The sequence below is a fragment of the Bifidobacterium sp. UBA4282 genome (assembly GCF_002394995.1).
Lineage (GTDB): Bacteria > Actinomycetota > Actinomycetes > Actinomycetales > Bifidobacteriaceae > Bifidobacterium > Bifidobacterium pullorum_B.
On the sequence record NZ_DGVO01000039.1, the window covers coordinates 1 to 21,548 of the forward strand.

Annotated in this window: 16 protein-coding genes and 1 pseudogene; all 17 read right to left on the minus strand. The window is 64.7% G+C overall.

The features are described from left to right. A partial coding sequence (gene rho, locus B4C31_RS05880; protein ID WP_291531715.1) for a transcription termination factor Rho occupies nucleotides 1–1,511 on the minus strand: 1,511 nt, incomplete at its 3' end. A gap of 291 nt (nucleotides 1,512–1,802) precedes the next feature. Next, on the minus strand, nucleotides 1,803–3,398 hold the full coding sequence (locus B4C31_RS05885) for an NAD(P)/FAD-dependent oxidoreductase (RefSeq protein WP_291531716.1): 1,596 nt from the start codon (nucleotides 3,396–3,398) through the stop codon (nucleotides 1,803–1,805). Between the two features lie 240 nt (nucleotides 3,399–3,638). Further along, a complete protein-coding gene (locus B4C31_RS05890; protein ID WP_033507176.1) occupies nucleotides 3,639–3,950 on the minus strand; it encodes a DUF2469 domain-containing protein in 312 nt (103 codons plus the stop codon). Further along, nucleotides 3,950–5,035, minus strand: a complete 1,086-nt coding sequence (locus tag B4C31_RS05895) for a GNAT family N-acetyltransferase (RefSeq protein WP_291531717.1) — start codon at nucleotides 5,033–5,035, stop codon at nucleotides 3,950–3,952. Before B4C31_RS05895 ends, B4C31_RS05890 begins: the two co-directional genes overlap by 1 nt. Before the next feature lie 84 nt (nucleotides 5,036–5,119). Continuing rightward, nucleotides 5,120–6,619, minus strand: a complete 1,500-nt coding sequence (gene gatB / locus B4C31_RS05900; RefSeq protein WP_291531718.1) for an Asp-tRNA(Asn)/Glu-tRNA(Gln) amidotransferase subunit GatB — start codon at nucleotides 6,617–6,619, stop codon at nucleotides 5,120–5,122. A gap of 22 nt (nucleotides 6,620–6,641) precedes the next feature. Beyond that, complete coding sequence (gene gatA, locus B4C31_RS05905) at nucleotides 6,642–8,177, minus strand: Asp-tRNA(Asn)/Glu-tRNA(Gln) amidotransferase subunit GatA (RefSeq protein ID WP_033507170.1); 1,536 nt, start codon at nucleotides 8,175–8,177, stop codon at nucleotides 6,642–6,644. Between the two features lies 1 nt (nucleotide 8,178). Further along, complete coding sequence (gene gatC / locus B4C31_RS05910) at nucleotides 8,179–8,475, minus strand: Asp-tRNA(Asn)/Glu-tRNA(Gln) amidotransferase subunit GatC (RefSeq protein WP_129236816.1); 297 nt, start codon at nucleotides 8,473–8,475, stop codon at nucleotides 8,179–8,181. A gap of 122 nt (nucleotides 8,476–8,597) precedes the next feature. Beyond that, complete coding sequence (locus tag B4C31_RS05915; RefSeq protein WP_291531719.1) at nucleotides 8,598–9,110, minus strand: sortase; 513 nt, start codon at nucleotides 9,108–9,110, stop codon at nucleotides 8,598–8,600. Nucleotides 9,111–9,236: 126 nt separating this feature from the next. Next, entirely contained in the window at nucleotides 9,237–10,352 is a 1,116-nt protein-coding gene (locus tag B4C31_RS05920) for a hypothetical protein (protein ID WP_291531720.1), read from the minus strand. Continuing rightward, entirely contained in the window at nucleotides 10,349–11,335 is a 987-nt protein-coding gene (locus B4C31_RS05925; RefSeq protein WP_291531721.1) for an ABC transporter ATP-binding protein, read from the minus strand. Before B4C31_RS05925 ends, B4C31_RS05920 begins: the two co-directional genes overlap by 4 nt. 496 nt (nucleotides 11,336–11,831) lie before the next feature. Then, entirely contained in the window at nucleotides 11,832–12,110 is a 279-nt protein-coding gene (locus B4C31_RS08825) for a TrmH family RNA methyltransferase (protein ID WP_414631850.1), read from the minus strand. Nucleotides 12,111–12,194: 84 nt separating this feature from the next. Further along, nucleotides 12,195–12,665, minus strand: a pseudogene (locus B4C31_RS08830) (RNA methyltransferase); the annotation flags it as partial. A gap of 4 nt (nucleotides 12,666–12,669) precedes the next feature. After that, the gene (locus B4C31_RS05935; RefSeq protein WP_394295741.1) at nucleotides 12,670–13,239 is read right to left on the minus strand and encodes an orotate phosphoribosyltransferase; all 570 of its coding nucleotides are present in this window, start codon (nucleotides 13,237–13,239) and stop codon (nucleotides 12,670–12,672) included. Nucleotides 13,240–13,337: 98 nt separating this feature from the next. Beyond that, nucleotides 13,338–14,678: a DNA recombination protein RmuC gene (gene rmuC / locus B4C31_RS05940; protein ID WP_291531723.1), complete on the minus strand. Its 1,341-nt coding sequence runs from the start codon at nucleotides 14,676–14,678 to the stop codon at nucleotides 13,338–13,340. Between the two features lie 234 nt (nucleotides 14,679–14,912). Beyond that, nucleotides 14,913–17,564, minus strand: coding sequence for an ATP-dependent chaperone ClpB (clpB, locus tag B4C31_RS05945; protein WP_291531724.1), 2,652 nt, complete (start codon nucleotides 17,562–17,564; stop codon nucleotides 14,913–14,915). A 133-nt stretch (nucleotides 17,565–17,697) separates the two neighbouring features. Further along, entirely contained in the window at nucleotides 17,698–19,107 is a 1,410-nt protein-coding gene (locus B4C31_RS05950) for an MFS transporter (RefSeq protein WP_291531725.1), read from the minus strand. 2 nt (nucleotides 19,108–19,109) lie between these two features. Further along, nucleotides 19,110–21,521 carry a glycoside hydrolase family 2 TIM barrel-domain containing protein gene (locus B4C31_RS05955; protein WP_291531726.1) on the minus strand — a complete coding sequence of 804 codons (2,412 nt, stop codon included), beginning with the start codon at nucleotides 21,519–21,521 and terminating at the stop codon, nucleotides 19,110–19,112. Nucleotides 21,522–21,548 lie beyond the last annotated feature (27 nt).

Genomic DNA, 21,548 nt, shown 5'->3' on the forward strand with positions numbered 1-21,548 from the left:
CCGCCGTTCTCGATGTTGCGGGCCGCGCCGAAGAACTTCTTCGGCGGGTACAGCGCCTGCGCGTCCACACCACCGGACAGGATGCGCCCGGAGGCCGGGGCGGCGATGTTGTAGGCGCGGGCCAGACGGGTCATGGAGTCCAGCAGCACCACCACATCCTGGCCGAGCTCGACCAGGCGCTTGGCGCGTTCAATCGCCAGTTCGGCCACGGTCGTATGATCGGAGGCCGGACGGTCGAAGGTGGAGGAGATGACCTCGCCCTGCACCGTGCGCTCCATGTCGGTGACCTCTTCCGGGCGTTCGTCCACCAACACCACCATCAGATGCACTTCGGGGTTGTTGGTGGTGATCGCGTTGGCGATGTTCTGCAGCGTGATGGTCTTGCCGGCCTTCGGCGGGGAGACGATCAGGCCACGCTGGCCCTTGCCGATCGGGGCCACGATGTCGATCAAACGGCCGGTGAGCTTGTTCGGCGTGGTCTCCTGCTTCAGCCGCTCCTGCGGGTACAGCGGGGTGAGCTTGGCGAACTGCGGGCGGTTGGCCGCCTCTTCCACGCTCATGCCGTTGATCGAGTCGATCGCCTGCAGCGGCACGAACTTCTGGCGCTGGTTGCGGCGCTCTCCCTCGCGCGGCGGGCGGATCGTGCCATGCACGGCATCGCCCTTGCGCAATCCGTACTTCTTGACCTGGCCCATCGACACATACACGTCGTTCGGCCCCGGCAGATAGCCGGAGGTGCGCACGAACGCGTAGGAGTCCAGCACGTCCACGATGCCCGCGACCGGCACCAGATCCTCCTGCGGACGCTGCTGCTCCTCGCGATCCTCGGTGTTCTCGCGGTCACGTCCGCGCATGCGGCGCTGGCGGCGGTCATTGCCCGCGGCGTTGTTGTTCCGGTCGCCGCGGTTGCGGTTGCGGCGGGAGAGCTCATGATCCGCGCCCTCGTCCTCATGCTTCTGGTCGGGCAGTGCGGCGAGGATGTCGTCCAGCTCGTGATCTGGTTCGGACGCACGCTGACGGTCGGCGGGGGCATGCTTCTGGTCGCGCTCGCCGCGGCGGCGACGGCGCATCGGCTGTCCGGAGTCATCGACCTCATCCTGGTGACGGTGCTCGCGGGATTCCGGCTTGGCGCCCAGATCCAGCTCGTCGAGCAGGGTGGAGGCGAATTCGTCGGCGGACTGACGCTCATGGGCGGCACGACGCGGCCTGCGTTCGGCCTGCTCCGCCGGCTCCGCGGCGGGGGCGGCGGGCTGCTCGGGTGCCGCAGCCGCCTGGGGAACGACGGGCTCGGACGCCGGGGTTTCCGGGGCCGTGCGCGTACGGCGAGGCTCAGTATTCTTCGGCGCGCGGACCGTTACACCTTCCGGGGCCTCTCCCCCGTTACGCGCGGCCTGCAGGGTGGCGAGCAATTCCGGCTTACGCATCGTCGACGTGCCACGAAGACCCATCTGCTTGGCGAGCTCCTTGAGCTCAGGCAGCTTCATCTCTTCAAGATTTTGGCTATTGGCCACTGTTGGTACCTTTCCTTGGCCGCAACCGCCATACGATATAACCGGCTGCGGCTGGTGACAGGATTGCGGAAAAACCCGCGATGGAACGTCCGGCATGGCAAGCATTGCTAACGGACGGTGTTCACCATACTACGCCATGCCGACCAACCGCAAAACCACGATTCTTGTGCACCGGAAAGGCCACAACTGCGCATGAAAAAGGTCCTTCCGTTGCAGGGCGAGGATGCCGCTGCATCAGAAGGACCTTGTGCACGAGACGTCACGCCGGGATCACACCGGCCAACAGCCCGATTACTTGCTTTCGTGGTAGGACTGCTCGGTGTTGACGCTCCACACGTTCTTCTTGGAGGTCTTGCCGGTTTTGATGTTGCCTACCGCCTCCATGGCCGTGGCCATCGAATGGTCCATGTTGTTGTACCGGTGCTGGCCGTTGCGGCCCACGCAGTACAGGTTGCCGAACGAATCCAGGTACTCCACCAGCTCGTCCATACGGCTGTAGGTGTCGAAATACGCCGGATACGCCTTCTTCACGCGTTCACGGTGCGAATCGATGACGTCCTGCGGCACGTTGATCACGCGCATGCGGGTGAGCTCCTGGATGGCGAAGTCACGCGCCTCCTCGTCGCTCATCGACCAGAACGCGTCGCCCTCCTCGCAGAAGTATTCCAGGCCAATCCACACCGTGTCGTCCACATCCTTGACCAGGTAGGGGCTCCAGTTGTTGAAGATCTGCAGACGACCGACCTTGTAGCCCGGATCCTGCACGTAGATCCAGCAGTCCGGCACGATCGGTGGATTGCCCAGCGTGGGGATGTCGGTGGTGTTGCGCAGCTTCAGATGCTTGACCAGCAGGCCCACGGTCACGAAGTCGCGGTACGGCAGGCCGTTGGCGATCTCGCTCATATCGGCGGGCACCTGCGCGGCGCCCTCACCCGCACCCAGGGCGTTGACCAAGTCCTTCACCGGCATGGAGGAGATGAACTGGTCGGCCTTCAGCTCGGTGCGGTTGCCTTCGCAATCCTCATACACCACGGATTCGATGCGGCCGCCCTCCTGGCGCACCTGGACCACATTCGCGTCGGTGATCACGCGCACGCCGGCGCGCTCGCAGTTGCGTTCCACGGTCTCCCACAGCTGGCCGGGACCATACTTGGGGTACCAGAACTCCTCGATCAGGCTGGTCTCCACCTTGGAGGAGTCCTGCTTCTTCGGCAGCAGTTTGAGGAACGCGTTCTTCAGCACCTCGGTGATGCTCAGGCCCTTGACGCGCTGCGCGCCCCAGTCGGCCGAGATCTGCGAGGGGTGCCGCCCCCACAGCTTCTCGGTGTACCCCTCGAAGAACATCGAGTACAGCTTGCGTCCGAAGCGGTTGATGTAGAAGTTCTCCAGATTGTCCTCGGGCAGCTTGTGCACCATCGACTTCAGGTACGAGAACCCGGCCTCCAGCGTCAGCTTGGGGCCCATGGCCTTGAGCGTGTTCGGGCTCAGGCTGATCGGGTAGTCGAAGAAATGCCGGTTCCAGTAGATGCGGGACACGCGGTGCCGCTTGAGCATCACCTCGTCGCAGGTCTCCGGGTCCGGTCCGCCCGGCTCCAGGTCGTGATGGCGGCCTAGCTTCCTGTCGTCGTAGCTGGGCGCGCCCTGCAGCGGCAGGGTGTCGCGCCACCACTGCATGATGCGGTCGTCCTTCGAGAAGAACCGGTGGCCGCCGATGTCCATCCGGTTGCCATTGTGCTTCACCGTGCGCGAGATGCCACCGAACTCGCGGGTCGCCTCCAGCACGGTCACGTCGTATGCGTCCGCGCCGCCGTCCTTCATCAATTCCCATGCGGCGGTCAGACCGGCGGGGCCGCCGCCGATGATCACCACGGTCTGCTTCTGCGTCACGTTCCGTTCTCCTTGCAGTACTGTAAATCACGCATAGTTTACCCAAAAAGGCGATACTCCGCATGGAGTATCGCCAAATCCTCACGATTACGGCAAGGGTTGGCATCCATTCGTCCCGCGGATGTGTCTCCATGGGAATACAGGAAACGGGCCGATCCGTCTGTTGGGATCGACCCGTCGGATACGTTCCGTTCGGTGCCGCTCATCGACCCGATGCCGGACGACCGGTTCCGTGTGGCATCAGATGCCGTCGGGGATGTCGATGTCGGATTTCTGGACCTCCTCCACGTTCACATCCTTGAACGTCACGATGCGCACGCTCTTGGCGAACCGGGAGGACCGGTACACGTCCCACACCCATGCGTCGGTCAGCTGCACGTCGAAGTACACGTCCTGCCCGGCCGAACGCACGTTGAAATCCACCTTGTTCGCCAGGTAGAAGCGCCGTTCCGTCTCCACCACGTAGGTGAACAGTTTGATGACGTCGCGGTATTCTTTGTACAGGGCGAGTTCGGCGTCGGTTTCGTAGTTGTCGAGATCCTCGGCGCTCATCACTTACCTTCCATATCGCGTTTGCGGCCACGCCCCAGGTTGCGCCACCAGGCGGTCTTCGACGGTTTGCGCTCGGATGCGCCGTACGGCCAGTTGCTTTCCTCGCCGTCGGACGATTCGCGCACGTCGCCGGTCTCCGGCTCGCGGTAGTGCTGGGCGGCGCGGGGTTCGGGCTGTTCCGACGGGACGTGCTCCTGCAGCTGCGTCTCGCCCGATTCCTCGCCCGGCTGCGGCATCGGGGCCTTGGCCTCCTCCGGGATGACCGGTCGCGTCTGCTGTTCCTCGGCGTTGCGCTTGCGGATGGACACCGAGTGCTCGCGCATGCTCAGCGCCTCTTTGACGCCGGGGTTGTCCTCCAGCACATGCATGCCGAAGGCGTCGAGGGAGGCGATCGGATCGTATTCGTCGGCCAGGGTGTCCATGACGATCAGGTCCTGGTACTTGTTGTTCTCCGCGTCCCACAGCGCGTCGCGCGAGGTGCCCGAGGGTACGAAGCCGAGCGACTGGTACACGGAAATCGACCGCGTGTTCTTCTCCGGCACGCCGACCCAGATGCGGTGCATGCCCAGTCCGGCCGGTTCCGGGGCGAAGCCGAAGGTCATGACGCGCGGCATCGCATCGCGCGAGTAGCCGCGGCCGCGATAGTCTTTGCCGAGCACGATCTGGATGCGTGCGGAGCGCGCCCAGCCGTCGATATCGATCAGGAAGATCATGCCGATGACGTTGCCGGTTTCGGCCGCGTCGACCGTGCCGTCGTCGTCATGGTCTGCGTCGGTCAGAATCGACCAGGCGATGGTGCGGCGCGACTCGGGATCGTCCACACCGGTTTCGCTGCGGCCCTCCGCCCAGGCCACCGACCGGCGGACCCAGGCGTGGACCACGGCGCGTTCGGCCTGCATGTCCTTGCCGGTGATGCGGGAGGCGCCGCAGTAGGCGCCCAGTTCGTCCATACGCGGCAGATCCTCCACGGCCGCCGGACGCAGATGCACCATCTCGCCCCTGATCGGGGGGATGACGATCCGCGTCGGCAGTTCGCGGGCGACCGCGTCGGTATCAGTCAACGGAGGTTCGGCGTTCTGTTCCATGACATACACCCCTTGGTCATTCGCTTTCACTCTACCTCTCGACGGTATTGTACCCATCTCAAGATTCGCTGAAAGCATTGTGCACTAGGCGCGAAGCCTCTCCATCACGATCTTGTTGACCGCCTTGGCGTCGGCCTGGCCCTTGGTGGCCCGCATGACCGCGCCGATGATGGCGCCCATCGGCTTCATGTTGCCGGCCTTGAGTTTCTCGACCACATCAGGGTTGGCGTCCATGGCTTCCTGAACGGCGGCCACGAGCGCGCCGTCGTCGGAGACGACCTGGTAGCCGTGCTTGGCCACGACCTCGGCGGGGGTGCCCTCGCCGGCGAGCACGCCGGAGACGGTCTGCTTGGCCAGCTTGTCGTTGAGCTTGCCGTCGGCGATGAGCTTCTCGACCTCGGCCACGTCGGCCGGGGTCACCGGCAACTCCTCCAGCGAGACGCCCTTGGCGTTCGCCTCGCGGGACAGCTCGCCCAGCCACCACTTCTTGGCGCCGGCCGCGGTGGCACCGGCGGCCACGGTGGCCTCGATCAGGTCGAGGGCGTCGGCGTTGACCACGTCGCGCATCTCCAGGTCGGAGAAGCCCCACTCGCCCTGCAGGCGGTTGCGGCGTTCGCGCGGCATCTCCGGCATCTGCGCGGCCAGACGCTCGATGCGCTCCTTGGTGATATGCAGCATCACCAGGTCGGGATCCGGGAAGTAGCGGTAGTCGTCCGCGTCGGACTTGACGCGCCCGCCGGCGGTGGTCTGCGAGGCCTCGTCCCAGTGGCGGGTCTCCTGCAGCACCTCGCCGCCGTCGTTCAGGATGGCGGCCTGGCGGCGGATCTCGTACTGGATGGTCTTCTCGATGCCGCGGAACGAGTTCACGTTCTTGGTTTCGGAGCGGGTGCCAAACGGATCGGTCGGGTTGCGGCGCAGCGACACGTTCACGTCGGCGCGCATGTTGCCCTGCTCCATGCGGGCGTGCGAAATGTTCAGCGCGCGTACGATGTCGCGCAGCGTACGCATGTAGGCGCCGGCGATCTCCGGGCCGCGGTCGCCCACGCCCTCGATCGGCTTGGTGACGATCTCGATCAGCGGCACGCCGGCGCGGTTGTAGTCGACCAGCGAGTGGTCCGCACCCTCGATGCGGCCGTCGGCGCCGCCGACGTGCGTGTTCTTGCCGGCGTCGTCCTCGATGTGGGCGCGTTCGATCGGCACGCGGAAGATCGTGCCGTCATCCAGTTCCACGTCCAGGTAGCCGTTGCCGTTGGTCGGCTTGTCGTACTGGGAGATCTGGTAGTTGCGCGGCATGTCCGGGTAGAAGTAGTTCTTGCGGGAGAACTGGCTCCATTCGGCGATCTCGCAGTGCAGGGCCAGGCCCAGCTTGATCGCGTAGTCCACGGCGGCCTCGTTGAGCACCGGCAGGGAGCCGGGCAGACCGAGGGAGACCGGGGTCAGCTGCGTGTTCGGATCGCCGCCGAACTCCACATGCGCCGGGCAGAACAGCTTGGTGTTCGTGCTCAGCTCGACATGCGTCTCCAGGCCGATGACCGGGTCGAACTGCTTGACGGCATCGGCGTACTTCATCAGTTTTTCAGCCATAATGTCTTGCTCCTCCGATGCTTCACTTGTTCAGGCCGTCGAGCCACGGGGTCTTCAGGGACTGCCAGATCGGGCCGCCCCACTGTTCGTTGAGCGCGGCCTCCAGGGCGGCGGCCGGCTTGTACATGACCTCGTCGCGCTGCTGCGGGGCGATGAACTGGATGCCGGCGGGCAGGCCGTCGTCGGACAGGCCGGACGGGATGCTCATGGCCGGGGTGCCGGCCAGGTTCGCCGGGATCGTGGCGATGTCGTTCATGTACATGGCCAGCGGGTCGTCCATCTTCTCGCCGAACTTGAACGCGGTGGAGGGGCTGGTCGGGGAGATCAGCACGTCGGCCTGCTCGAACGCCTTGTTGAAGTCCTGGATGATCAGCGTACGCACCTTCTGCGCGGAGCCGTACCAGGCGTCGTAGTAGCCGGCGGACAGCGCGTAGGTGCCCAGGATGATGCGGCGCTTGACCTCGTCGCCGAAGCCGGCTTCACGGGTGTAGGCCATCATGTTGGCGGCGGTCTGCGGCACGTCGGCCGGCGGCATGACGCGCAGGCCGTAGCGCATGCCGTCGTAGCGGGCCAGGTTGGAGCTGACCTCGGAGGGCATGATGATGTAATACGCGCCCAGCGAATACGGGAAGTGCGGGCAGGAGACCTCCACGATCTCGGCGCCCATCTCCTCCAGCAGCTTGACGGACTCGTTGAAGCGGGCCTGCACGCCCGGCTGGAAGCCCTCGCCGCCCAGTTCCTTGACCAGACCGATGCGCATGCCCTTCAGGTCGCGCTTCATGCCTTCGCGGGCGGCGGCGGCCATCGGGCGCACCGGGGCCGGGATCGAGGTGGAATCGCGGCGGTCATGGCCGCCGATGATCTCCTGCAGCAACGCGGAATCCAGCACCGTGCGGCTCACCGGGCCGATCTGGTCCAGCGAGCTCGCCATCGCGATCGCGCCGAAACGGCTCACGCCACCGTAGGTCGGCTTGACGCCGACCGTGCCGGTCAGGGCACCCGGCTGACGGATCGAACCGCCGGTGTCGGTACCCAGGGCCAGCGGCGCCTCGAAGGCGGCCACCGCGGAGGCCGAGCCGCCGCCAGAGCCGCCCGGCACACGGTCGGTGTCCCACGGGTTGTGGGTCGGACCGAACGCGGAATGCTCGGTGGAGGAGCCCTGCGCGAACTCGTCCAGGTTCGTCTTGCCCAGCAGCGGCATGCCCGCGGCCTTGAGCTTCTCGATGACGGTGGCGTCATACGGCGGCACCCAGCCTTCGAGGATCTTCGAGGCGGCCGTGGTCACGATGCCCTTGGTCACGATCATGTCCTTGATCGCGATCGGCACGCCGGCCAGCTCGGGCAGGCCCTCGGTCTGGCCCTTGGCGGTCTTCTCGTCGAACGCGTCGGCCTGGGCGCGCGCCTCGTCGGCGGACACCTGCAGGAACGCCTGGATGCTCGGCTCGGCGGCCTCGATCACCTTCAGGTGGGCCTCGACCAGCTCACGGCTGGACACCTCGCCGGACTTGATCTTCGCGGCCATCTGCGCCGCGGACAGCTTCACCAGCTCGTCGGTCATCTCACTCCTCCCCCAGAATGCGCGGCGCCACAAACATGCCGCTCTCGGACACCGGAGCGCCGGAGACGGCCTCCTCCTGCGTCAGCGGCGTCTCGGCCTCATCCGGGCGCAGATACGCCTCCAGCGGCACCGGGTTGGCGGTCGGCGGCACGTCGTCACCGGCGACCTCCTGCACCTTGTTGATGGCGTCGGCGATGACGTTGAGCTCACCCTGCAGGCGGGCGATCTCCTCATCGGTCAGCGCGATTCGGGCCAGATCGCCCAAATGCATGATCTCTTCACGTGTGAATGTTGGCATGACCCCAACTATATGAGCGCGGTGTGACACGGCGGTTACCGCTCCCGCAGGCCGGAACGGCCCGGCGTGAGGCGTCGTGCGGGTCTCCCCGCCCACGCCCACGCCGGGCCGGTACCCCCTATCTATCTGCGGCGCAGCAGCACGCCGGCACCGGCCAGCAGCACCACGCGGCCGCCCGGCGCCACCGCGGCGGGCAGCGTGTACGCGCGCACGACATCCCGGCCGCCATCCGCACGGGTCTCGTTGCGTTCGGATACGGGGGCGACGTCCTGCGCCGTGGGGTCGGGGATGTCCACGCGCTCGCCGGTCACCACCAGACGACGCGTGTTGACACCATAGGGCGTGCAGGTCAGCAGACTCACCTCGTCCTTGCCCGCCTCGATGCCGAACACACTGAAATCATCAGGGTCGATGACACGAATGTCGGTGACCCGATACGCCAACGTGTGTCCCAGCACCTCGATCGTGAACCGGTCTCCGACATGACCCTGCCCCAGACTCAGCCGGTCGAACATCAACCGGTCATACCCGGTGTGCGCGGAGATCACCGCATGCGTGTTCGTGCCGCCCACCGGCAGGCTCGTGCCATACAGATGACCAGCCCCCGCGGCCAGCACCTTGGCCGTTTTCTCCATTAGGGGGAGAAATCGGCCGAACGGTCGGGCAATGTGCTATAACGCTCACCGAGGCAGGGCGATTATTCGGTCACCATGATGCCGGACGGTCGGAGTGTCCGGCGGCGTTTCATGTCGGACGGGAACTCATTTCACGTCGGAACGACGGACCGCCATCACCCCGATGATGTATGCCACCGTCATCCACGCCAGCACGATCAGACCGCTCTGCCACCAGGTCGGGTCGAACAGGCCGCTGGGGTCGGAGGCGGCAGCGGAACCGGCGGCGGTGACAGAACCGGCAGACGCGCCGGCCACGGAACCGGCCGCCGTGTTCATCGCCTCGACATCAACGCTCACGTTCGTCGAGGACGAGCTAACCGCCACATCGACGCCGGCCGTCAGTACATTCCCCACAGCCTGATCCGGCAGGCAACGCGCCACCGACTGCAGCCACGCGAACCGGTCGCCCGCCAGCGACGCCATCGACAACGCCGACGGCACGATGATCAGCAGACCGACCAGGGCGAACACGCCGCCCATCGTCGACCGGCAGAGGCCGCCCAGGCCCACGCCCAGCACCGCCATGGCGGTCAGCAGCAGCGCGCCGCCCAGGATACTCACCCACGGCAGCGCATGCTCGCCGTCGCCCAGCGGTGTCATGCCGACCGGGGACAGCAGCGCGTAGGCCGCGGCCCATGCCAACAGCAGGCCGACCAAGGACGAGACGAACGCGAGCGCCGCCGTCACCAGCGTCTTGGCGTTCAGGAACATCACACGGCGCGGGTTCGCCGTCAGCGAGGATTGGATCGTGGATGATGAATACTCCACCGTCACCGCCATCACGCCCAGGATGCCGGTCACCAGCAGGCAGGTCGGCACGAACGCGGAGGCCGACCCCCACATATACGATTCGGCCACCGGCTGCGGATCGTCCGTCGTGGTTCCGGTCGCCGGGTCGAGAGACATCAGGAACGCCATCGCCCACGCCATCAGCGCGGAACCGACGGGCAGCAGCAGGGCGTTGATAATCAGCAGCACGTACGTGGACTTCAGGCTCGACGCCTTGCACAACTCGGCGCGCAACGCGTTCAGGAACGTCAGGCGCGGCGCGGCGAACGTGGCGCGCGTGCCGTACCCGCCGGCACGGCCGCCGTCTCCGGCATTCGATGCGGCGGCGTTCCAGGCCTGCTGTGGCTGGCGGCGGGTGCGGGTGTTGCGAGCGGAACGGTTGGCGTGCGCGGCGTGGGCTCCCCTGCTCATTGCTGCACCTCCTTGGATTGCGCGGGTTGCGCTGATTGCGTGGCGCCGGACATCGAACGGCCCAGGTATTCGGCGCTGGTGTGGGTGAGCGTCATGTAGGCCTCTTCGAGCGAGGCGTGCTCCTGCACGAACAGATAGGTGACCAGCTGCGCGGCGGCGAAGACGCGGGCGGCGGCCCCCAGATCGGCGCCCGTGATGCGGAAGGCCTCCCCCTCCTGCGGGTCGCCGGTTTCACGCGTGATCGGCGTGACCGTGACCTCGGGCGCGTGGGCGAAGATGGCCCGCAGCTTCTCCGGCTCGGGCGTGATGACGCGCAGCGAACGCGTGGAGTGTTCGGCCACGAAGTCGGCCACGGTGGTGGTCTCCAGGATGCGCCCCTGGCCGATGATGACCAGGTTGTCGGCGGTGAGCGCCACCTCGCTCATCAGATGCGAGCTCAACAGTACGGCGCGGCCCTGCGCGGCGTAGTAGCGGCACAGGTCGCGCACCCATTTGACGCCTTCAGGGTCCAGACCGTTGATCGGCTCGTCGAGGACCAGGTTGTGCGGGTCACCCAGCAGGGCGGCTGCGATGGACAGGCGCTGGCTCATGCCCAGGGAGAACGCGCCAGCCTTACGGGTTTTGACGGCGGCGATGCCGGTCAGGTCCATGACCTCGTCCACACGGCGCTTCGGGATGCCGTTGGTGAGGGCGATGCTCAGCAGGTGGGCGTAGGCGCTACGGCCCTTGTGCGCGGATTTGGCGTCCAGCACCGCGCCGACGGCCCGCAGCGGGGCGCGATGCTCGGCGAACGGCCGGCCATCGATGAGGGCGCGACCGGCGTCCGGGGCGATCAGGCCGAGCGCGGCGCGCATGGTGGTAGACTTGCCGGCGCCGTTCGGCCCCAGGAAGCCGGTGACTTTGCCGTCTTCGGCGGTGAAGCTGACGTGGTCCAGCACCGATTTGGCGCCGAACCGTTTGGAGAGCCCCTCGATCTCGATCATGCCTCCGAGCCTACACCACCAGCGGTATGGCGGCCGCAGGTAGGGGGCACTGGCGCCATCTGATGCACAAAGTCAACACGCTTGATCCTGCCATCGATATTGAATTCCACCTGGAGTTCTGGAACCATGAAGCCCGCTTCTATGATGACGGCCCGACATTCGGATTCACCACCGTTTTCACTCCGGGCATCCGCATAATGCAGTGCCCTTAGCACCCTCCCGGCATCACGCCGCAGGGAATCGCACGCCGCTGCGAATGGGTCGAGCCGTAGAAGCAACGTTTTTCCTTGGCTGCCTGATCAATGATTGTTTGGATCCCCGCGCTGATTCTCATGCATCGAACCCTAGCGAATAATGCGATGGCAGACACGGGAATCTCGACTATGTGTACGCAAGGAACGGTTTCGGGCGTGTTGTGGATAACTCATGCCCAATGAAGACCTTTTGGTGCACCAGCGAGACCGTGCTGCGGCAAAGCGACCAGATACAACCGGCCCTACATGGCGCGCTGGGCGATCCAGCAGTGCATGGCCACGGCGGCCGCGGCACCGGCGTTGATGGAACGCACGGAGCCGAACTGGGAGATGTACACCACGTCGTCGGCCATCGACACGGCCTTTTCGGACAGCCCCGGCCCCTCGGCGCCGAATAACATCAGGCAGCGTTCGGGGAAGCGATAGGTTTCAATCGGCACCGCGCCCGGAATGATGTCGAGTGCGATGACCCGCGCCTCACGCAGCACGCGCAATTGTTCGCGCACTTCAACCCGTTCCATGGCCAGATCGGCGATACGCTCATGCTCAGGGTCCGGACGAGACACATCAAAGGTCAGCCGCGCGAGCTGGGCCTCGCAATCGGCAATCTCGGCGGCGATGCCGGCGCGCCAGCCGGTGATCAGTTCGTCGATCGACGGATGGTATTCGACGTGTTGGTACAGCTCGGTCATCAACGCGCCTTTGCGATTCCACTTGTGCGGGCCGACGATATGCACACGCCGCGCGGCGAATGCGTTGGCGGTACGCACCATCGAGCCGATGTTGAAATCGTGCGTCCAATTCTCCACCGCCACCTCGAACCCGTGGCGGCCCCGCGCATCCAGGTCGGCCTTGATGGCGTCAACCGTCCAGTAGCGGTACCGGTCGAGCACGTTGCGCCGGTCGCCCTCGTCCAGCAGCTCGCCATCATACCGGGCATCGTAGTTGGGCGACTGGGGGTCGTCCGGACGCGGCTCGCCCGGATGGACCTGCGCCCATGGCCCCACGCCAATCTCACGGAAGGTGGGTTCGCCGGAGGCCTTGGCAGCCAAGGAGATGGGATTCGGCTCGTGCATGAAATCACGCCTTGAGATCGGATTCGTGGAAGATCTCGATGAACGGCAGGGCGTGCGATTCACCGTTGACCGGATTGACGACGGTGATGGTCGGTTCGGTCATGTCAACGCCGCCGATCAGGGAGGCGATGGCGACGACCTGCGCGTTCTGCGCCTCGACGACGCCGAAGTCCAGGCTCAGTTCGTTGCCGTTACGCAGGGTGACCAGAGACGAGGTCTGCACATACGATTTCTCGGACAGCCAGGAATCCAGAAGGATGACGCGCTTATTCGCAATGCTCGGCCCCTTGACGGACGGGTAGACGAAGTCCATCACGAAACCGTCCAGGTCCTCGCCGCGGGAGGCGGCCGCCTGCACCATCGCACCAACCAGCGGCACGGCGGCTGCGGTCAGGGCGCCGACGGCATCGAAATCATCGATCGAATACCCCTGCTCCTCCAGGGTGTCGAGCAGGAGATGACCCACCACTGCGGCCCCTCGATGATCGAAGGTCACGGAGAACAGCTCGCTGAAGGGTTTGTCCGCCATCTCGGCGCGCAGCAGCGTCTTCATCTGGTCGTACGGCGTCATCATGGCGAATGTCGCCTCGTCGATGGAGGTGGAGGCGGTGTTCATGGTCTCTTCGGTCATACATCCAGCCTATCGCCGAGTGCCGCCAAACCGATTCCGGGCTATTGTGTGACCTCCGGGGCGGTGAGTTCACGGATGTTGGTCTTCTCCGCGTCGAGCATTCCCACCTGTGCGATGATCTTGCTGCCATCGACCGCCTGCAGTTTGCGCGCGGTGACGAGCACACGCGATTCCAACGACGAAGCGAACTGGTTGTAGGCGCCCACGGTGCGGGTGATGGCCGTGCCGAGCTTGTTGGCATGGTCGCCCAAGGTCACGAAGCGACTATAGAGCTCACGCGACAGGTCGAACAGCTGCTTGGCGTCATCCGTCAGTCCCTGCTGCCGCCACGCATACGCCACGGACTTGAGCACCGCCCAGAGTGTGACCGGCGAGGTGAGCGCCACCTTGCGGGCGAAGGCATCGTCCATCAGCGTGGGGTCCGCCTCCAGCGCCGCCTGGAGCAGCGCCTCGTTCGGAATGAACGCCACCACGAAGTCGGGCGCCGTATCAAACGCCTGCCAATACGCCTTATCCCCCAGCGTCTTCACATGGTCGCGCAGCGCCTTGGCATGGGCCTTGAGCAGCTCGTTGCGGCGGGCCAAGTCCTCGGCGGAGGCGGTCTCCGGGATTTCGCAGGCACGCTGGTAATCCGCATACGGCACCTTGGCATCGATCGGAATCGATTTGCCGCCGGGCAGATGCACCACCATATCGGGGCGCTGGATGTGGCCGTCCGAATCGGTGACCACCACCTGCGTATCGAAATCCACATGCTCCAGCAGGCCGGCCGATTCCACGATATTGCGCAGCTGCGCCTCGCCCCACGCGCCACGCACCTTGTTGTTCCGTAGCGCGGCCGACAGCGTGCTGGTCTCCTTATCCAACCGGGCCTGCTGCTCCCCCAAGCCGCGCAGCTGTTCGCTCAGCGCGCCCAACTCCTGCTTGCGCCCCTCCTCGATCTGGGCGACCTTCTGCTGCAGGGCATCCAGATTCTTCTGCACTGGGGCCAACGCCGACAGTACCTTGCCCTGTTCGTTCAAGGCTTGCGCCTGTTCGGACCGCCTGCGCTCGGCCTCTGCCGCGGCACGGTCCTTCTCATGCTGCATACGGACCTGCTCGGCCTGCTGCGCCTGGGCCAACTGCGACTTGACGAAGGACAGCTGCTGGTTCAGACCATCGGCCTGCGCACGGTACTCCGCCGACTGCGTGGACAGCGAGGCGATCTCATACCGGGCCGATTCCAACTCCTCCTTCACCTGATCCAGCTCACTGGACTTGACGGCGCGAGCCTGCTCCTGCCCCTTGGCACGCCCCACCACAAAGCCGGCGAACGCCCCCAGCGCCGCACCGACCACCATCATCGCCACCATAACCAGTGGCATCACCGCAGAATCGAACATATGTTCTATTGAAGTGGCAGGCATGGACGAGGGAACGGGCGGGAGCGAAACGCCGGGCACGATTCACCAATCGTCGTGCAAGCCGAGACAACAGCGACAACCAAAAGGCCCCGGCCACAGTAAAGGGGCCGAGGCCAAAGCGGACAGATCCGGAGCGAACCGAGGGCTACCGTCATGGACACCATGCGTATAGCCCCCGATTCGACGGATCGGAACGGACCGGGGACTACCGCATCAGTCCCCGGCAACGCCTTCCACGGTCACGCCATCGTCGACGAGCCGATCGCTCGCCCAGGCGGAAAGCACCAGATGCTCGCCGCCGGTGTGATCCACCAGCACCGTGTCGCCGTCGTGCACGCGACCGCCCAGCAGCATGCGCGCCAGCTGGTCGCCGACCTCGCTCTGCACGAGGCGGCGCAGCGGGCGAGCGCCGTACGCCGGGTCGTAGCCGGTGTTGGCCAGCCATTCGCGCGCCGAATCCGTCACGTCGAGCGTGATGCGGCGTTCGGTCAGGCGTGCGGCCACCTGCGCCACCTGGATGTCCACAATGCCGCCGAGCTCCTCGCGCGTCAACGGATGGAAGATCACCAGCTCGTCCAGACGGTTGATGAACTCCGGCTTGAACTGCATGTGTACGGCGTCCATCACGGCCTTGCGCTTGGCGTCCTCGTCCAGATCGGGCTGGACCAGGAACTGCGAGCCCAGGTTCGAGGTCATGATCAGGATCGTGTTCTTGAAGTCCACGGTGCGGCCCTGACCATCGGTCAGACGGCCGTCGTCGAGCACCTGCAGAAGCACGTCGAAGACCTCCGGGTTCGCCTTCTCCACCTCGTCGAACAGCACCACCGAATACGGGCGGCGACGCACGGCCTCGGTCAGCTGGCCGCCCTCCTCATACCCGATGTAGCCCGGCGCCGCGCCGATCAGGCGGGATACGGAGGACTTCTCCATGTACTCGCTCATATCGATGCGCACCATGGCCTTCTCGTCGTCGAACAGGAAGTCGGCGAGCGCCTTGGCGAGCTCGGTCTTGCCCACGCCGGTGGGGCCGAGGAACAGGAACGAGCCGGTCGGGCGGTTCGGGTCGGCGATGCCGGCGCGCGAACGGCGCACCGCGTCGGACACGGCCTGGATGGCCTCCTTCTGGCCGATGACGCGCTTGCCGAGGTACTCCTCCATGTTCAGGAGCTTCTCGTTCTCGCCCTGCATGAGGCGGCCGACGGGGATGCCGGTCCAGTCGGAGATGATTTCGGCCACGGAGTCGGCGTCCACATGGTCGGGGACCATCGGCTCGTTGGCGTTCTCGGCTGCGTCCGCCTCGTCGGCGGCGCGTTCGGCGGCGGCGAGCTCCTTCTGGATGGCGGGAATCTCGCCGTACAGGATGCGGCTGGCCTTCTCCAGGTCGCCCTCTCGGGCGGCCTTGTCGGCTTCCACGCGCTTGGCGTCGAGTTGTGCGCGCAGGTCGCCGACCTTGTTGTGGCCGGCCTTCTCCGCGTTCCACCGGGCGGTCAGGCCGCCGAGCTTCTCACGGGTGTCGGCCAGTTCCGCCTGCAGTTTCTCGAGACGTTCCTTAGAAGCCGGGTCTTCGGCCTTCTTCAGCTGCATCTCCTCCATCTCCAGACGGGTGACCTTGCGCTGCAGCTCGTCGATCTCCTCGGGCTGCGAGTCGAGTTCCATGCGCAGGTGCGCGGCGGCCTCGTCGACCAGGTCGATGGCTTTGTCCGGCAGCTGGCGTCCGGAGATGTACCGGTTCGACAGCGTGGCGGCGGCAACCAGCGCGTCGTCGCCGATCGTGACCTTGTGGTGCGCCTCGTACCGCTGCTTGAGACCGCGCAGGATGGCGATCGTGTCCTCGACGGACGGCTCGCCCACGTACACCTGCTGGAAGCGGCGCTCCAACGCCGGGTCCTTCTCCACGTTCTCGCGGTATTCGTCGAGTGTGGTGGCGCCGATCAGGCGGAGTTCGCCGCGGGCCAGCATGGGCTTCAACATGTTGCCGGCGTCCATCGAGCCTTCGGCCGCGCCCGCGCCGACGATGGTGTGAATCTCGTCGATGAAGGTGATGATCTGGCCGTTGGCGTTCTTGATCTCGTTGAGCACGCTCTTCAGACGCTCTTCGAATTCGCCGCGGTATTTGGATCCGGCCACCATGGAGCCCAGGTCCAGGGAGATCAGCTTCTTGTTCTGCAGCGTGCTGGGCACGTCACCGGCCACGATGCGCTGGGCCAGCCCTTCGACGACGGCGGTTTTGCCGACGCCGGGCTCGCCGATCAGCACCGGGTTGTTCTTGGTGCGCCGGCTCAGGATCTGGATGACGCGGCGGATCTCCTGGTCGCGGCCGATCACCGGATCGAGCTTGCCGTCGCGCGCCTGCGCAGTCAGGTCGGTGGAGTACTTCTCCAACGCCTTGTAGTTGCCTTCGGCGTCCGGGCTGGTGACCTTGGCGCCGCCACGTACGCCGGGCACGGCCTTGCGCAGCGCGTCGGGGGTGATGCCGTTGCGCTTGAGGATGTCGGCGCTCTGGTTCGGGGTGGCCGCGGCGATGCCGATGAGCAGGTGTTCGGTGGAGACGTATTCGTCGCCCATCGCCTGCATTTCCTTCTCGGCCTGCGCGAGCGCGGCGGTCAGCTGGCGGCTGGCCTGGGGCTGCGAGGTGCTCGAGCCGCTGGCGCTGGGCAGGGCGACCAACGCGTTGCGAATCTCAGCCCCAACGCGCTGGCGGTCGCCGCCGGCGGCCTGAATCAGGCCGGGGACCACGCCGTTCTCCTGGCGGAGCAGCGCGTCCATCAGATGCAGGGTCTCAACCTGCGCGTTACCTGCGGCGGACGCGCTCTGAATCGCGTCGCCGATTGCCTCCTGGGCCATCGTCGTGAACTTCTGTTCCATATCATCCTCCATGCGTAGCGCCCCGCCGCGGCTTGCTGCCGGGCCGTTTTCGGGCGCGATTCCCGCTGTCTGATATGGTCAACCGACCATGCCCCTATTCTATTCCCAAAACTTGAGTGAAGTTGACTCAAGTTTATGATTTTCTACGTCGCCGTTCCACGTTCCAGAACAGAATGAGCATTCCGCACAAGGCATAAGCGACCGTCTCCACCCAGATATAACTTGCCCCGATGGCCGCCCGCGCGGATGCACTCTGCACACCCACGCCAACCGTCAGGGATTGGTCGTACCCGGACATCGCCAGCAGTGAACTGAACACCGCATTGCATACGGGAGTAGCCGCAACCATGATGGAACTGTAGATCGACATCGTCAATCCGTCAGTTCGGATGCCCCGCACGCCCTCGATGTGGTCAATCACATCCGCCAACATCGCCAGGATCATGTAGCACGCCGGAGCCGACCCCAAACATTTGATCGCCACACCTACCGCCACGCCCGCGATGTTTCCGCCAGCGCAGCCGGCAATGATACCGCCGACCACGCCGACCACCATACCCGCAAACACCACGTCCCGCTTGCCGAAGCGGTTACACAACGGCACCACGAACAACGCCGCAACAGCCATCGGTATGGCGCCCAAGGCACCGAGCAGCGACTGGGCGACTCCCCAAGCATCCGCGCCGGAAAGGAATGAGTCATCAATCAGCCACTTGCAGAAATAGGACATCGAACTGTTCTTCATCGCCCCGGCGAATTGGAACAGCAGATAGAACACGATGATGACCCACCACCAACGCTCACCCGTCACCGCACGCAGCTGCGCCTTCAGCGAGGAACCGGATTGCACGGAACCGTCCGGCTCCCCTTTGCCTCGGTTATCCTCGGTGATCCGCTCCCTGGTGAATCGGAACTGCAACAACATGGTCAACATGCCGAACGCAGCCACGCCAAGCATGGACAGGAACCAGAGCCGCTGATCATCCTTCAGAGCGAACGAGACCAGCATGGGAAACAGCATGGATCCCACTCCCATGGTGCCCAACTGGGCAATATTGGTGAACGACGCCAGCTTGGAGCGCTCCTGCGAGTTCCTTGTGGACAGCGACACCAGCGCGGAATTCGCCGTGTTATAAATCGGGTAGGCAAGAGAATAATACAGGTTGTACGCCACGGCAATCCACACGTAACGCGCAGTCTGCGGACCCGGCACAATGAACATCAACAGACTGGCCACGGACAGCAGCAGCGCCGATAACAGAATCCATGGCCGCGCCTTGCCCCACAGCGAACGGGTGCGTTCGATGAGCTGGCCGACCACGAGATTCGCCGCTACAATCAGCACGGTCGATATCAGTTGCAGCCCCGACAGGAACGACAAGTCCAACCGCAGCACGTCAGTCAGATAGTTCTGCAGGATGCTGGTGAAGATACCGTAGCTGAGCAGTGCACCGAACGGCCCGATAAGATAGCCGAACAGCATTTCCCCTAGGTGAATCACGCCGTTCGGTTTTACATTGCGTTCCGTCAATCGTTGTTCCACGATCAGCCCTCACCAGCAATCTCAGCGATGTATGTGGCAGTGTCGCTGCCGTCTTCGGCAGTGACGACAAGGGTTCCGCCGCGGTCTGCCCGCACTATGACCAGAGCTTGACCGTAATATGTGCGCACTGTGGAGTGGAGGTATCCGTCCGGATTGTAGGGCGCGCCATTGCCGGCCGCCTTCAGCATGCCGCCGGTGACGCTCACCTGGATCTCGTGCTTCTCCATCGGCTTCCACACGCCGTATTCGTCGGTATACCGCAGACGCAGGTGCAGCAATCCCCGCGTCGGAACGGTTGCCGACTGTTCGCATCCCGGTTCGCCGGTTTCCGGGAAGATCTCCAGTCGCGTGGATTCCTGCGCCGTAACCAGCTCGTCGCGACCGATCTCGCGCCCTTGCCCGTCCAATGCCACCGCTATCAGAGTGCCGTCATGATACCGCATGGAGAATCTTGCGACACAGTCGCGAACGCTCTTGGTGCCGACCACCGTACCGTTCAGTTCGAGCCGCACCCGAGCCGCGTTGCTGTACACCTCGACGCTTGCCGGCAGGCCGTCGCACCCGTGGAACGACCAGCTGCGCAACGCGTCCGTCATCTTCCAAGCCGACGATGAATGCGAGCCGGTCTGGTATACCGGTCGCACCGCAAGGTACGGACCAGGGTCGTGTTCAAGCGCGACACGCGTGTAGTACGCCTCACCGAGCGGACTGCCGGTGATGTCCAGCCTGCCGGCACCCGCGGTGAGCCAACCATGCTCCGGCCCATCCTTGGGCGCGTAGTCCTCATATTCCCATGCGCCAATGCCGGTCTCGCCGATGTAGTCGATGCCGGCCCACACGAAATCGCCGATCAGACGCGTATTGGTTTTGGCTATCCGCATGAAGGCGGCGGCATCCCTGCAGAACGTCTCGCTGCCTACAATCAGACGGTCGGGGTGGCGGCGCAAATCGCGCCGATACCGCATGATGCCGTAGTTGTATCCGGAGATATCCATTGCAGCGAATGCGTCCTTGGTTTTGGCGTTGCAGCCCGGCAGCGTAGCCCCGAACTTCATGACGGTGTCGCCCAACAGACCGGCCAGGTTGTTGTAGAACTCTGATCCGACCGCCTTGGTCTTGCCCGTATTCTCGGCCTCCCGCTCAGCCTTGGCATCGCTGTAGACTCCGAATCCCAACGAACTGAGCAGATTGAAGAAGATGTTGACACCGCACGTCACGGGACGGGTGCCGTCCAGCCGATGCAGGCATGCCGTCATATCCCGTGTCAGCCCGACGCCTCGCTTCTGCGCCGTCTCGGCCACTTCATTACCGATGGAGTACATCACCACGGACGGATGCGAGTAGTCCTTGGTCACGATGCTGGCCAGATCGCGCTCGAACCGCGATTCCACATACGAGGCATAGTCATGGCATGTCTTGTGGATATACCAGCAGTCCGCGTATTCGTCGACCAGATACATGCCGAGTCTATCGCACGCCTCGATGAGCTGACGAGATGCGGCGTTGTGGGCGGATCGTATGGCATTGTACCCGCAATTCTTCAGCAGCCGCACCCTGCGCTCCTCGGATTCCCGATAGCTCTCCGCACCGAGCAGCTGGTTGTCCGAATGCACGCAGGCGCCCTTGAGAATGACACGGCGACCGTTGACGGTGAATCCACTATCGGCGGACCACGCGATGCTTCTGACACCGAACCGGGTTTCCGTCACGTCGTCACCGTATGAGACGCGCATGACGTACAGGTACGGGGTCTGCTCATCCCACAGTCGCACGTCGGGGATGGCGACCGCCACCTCCCCACTGATATCGGAGTCGCTGCCGACCGGCACATCTCCGGAGACGACGGCATGACCGTCCGCGTCGAGAACGACATAAGTGCCAGTTCCCGGGCGCGAGCCGATGACACGCAGCCCGACAAGGCCTCGATCCGCCGCGATTGTCCGAATCCGCACTCCGTCCGGCATGACGCAGCGCTCGCCCCCGCTCAGCAGCCATACCGGCCGGTAGATGCCAGCGCCCGTGTACCAGCGGGAATTGGGCTGATCAGCCGCGTGGGCGACGACGCGAATCACGTTGGTTCCCGCGTGGACCACGTCGCTGATGTCGGCGATGATGTCCAGATAACCGTTAGGCTGTGACGCTACCTCCACGTCGTTCACATACACCTGGGCTTTATGATAAACACCTTCGAACTGCAGCATCATCCGTCGTTCAATCTGATCCACACCAAGTTCGAGTTCCCTGCGGTACTCATAGTCATGGCCTTCGAACCAGCCGATATTGTGCCCGCCGAGGGACGAAGCGTTTCTCGGCTCGCGCAACATGGCGTCGTAAGGCAGATCCACCGCAACCGGTTCCCCATCGCCGTCCAGCCGGCGCACCGTCCAACATTCGTTCAATGATTGTTTGTTCATGTCACTCCTTTAGAAGGGTCCGCTGCA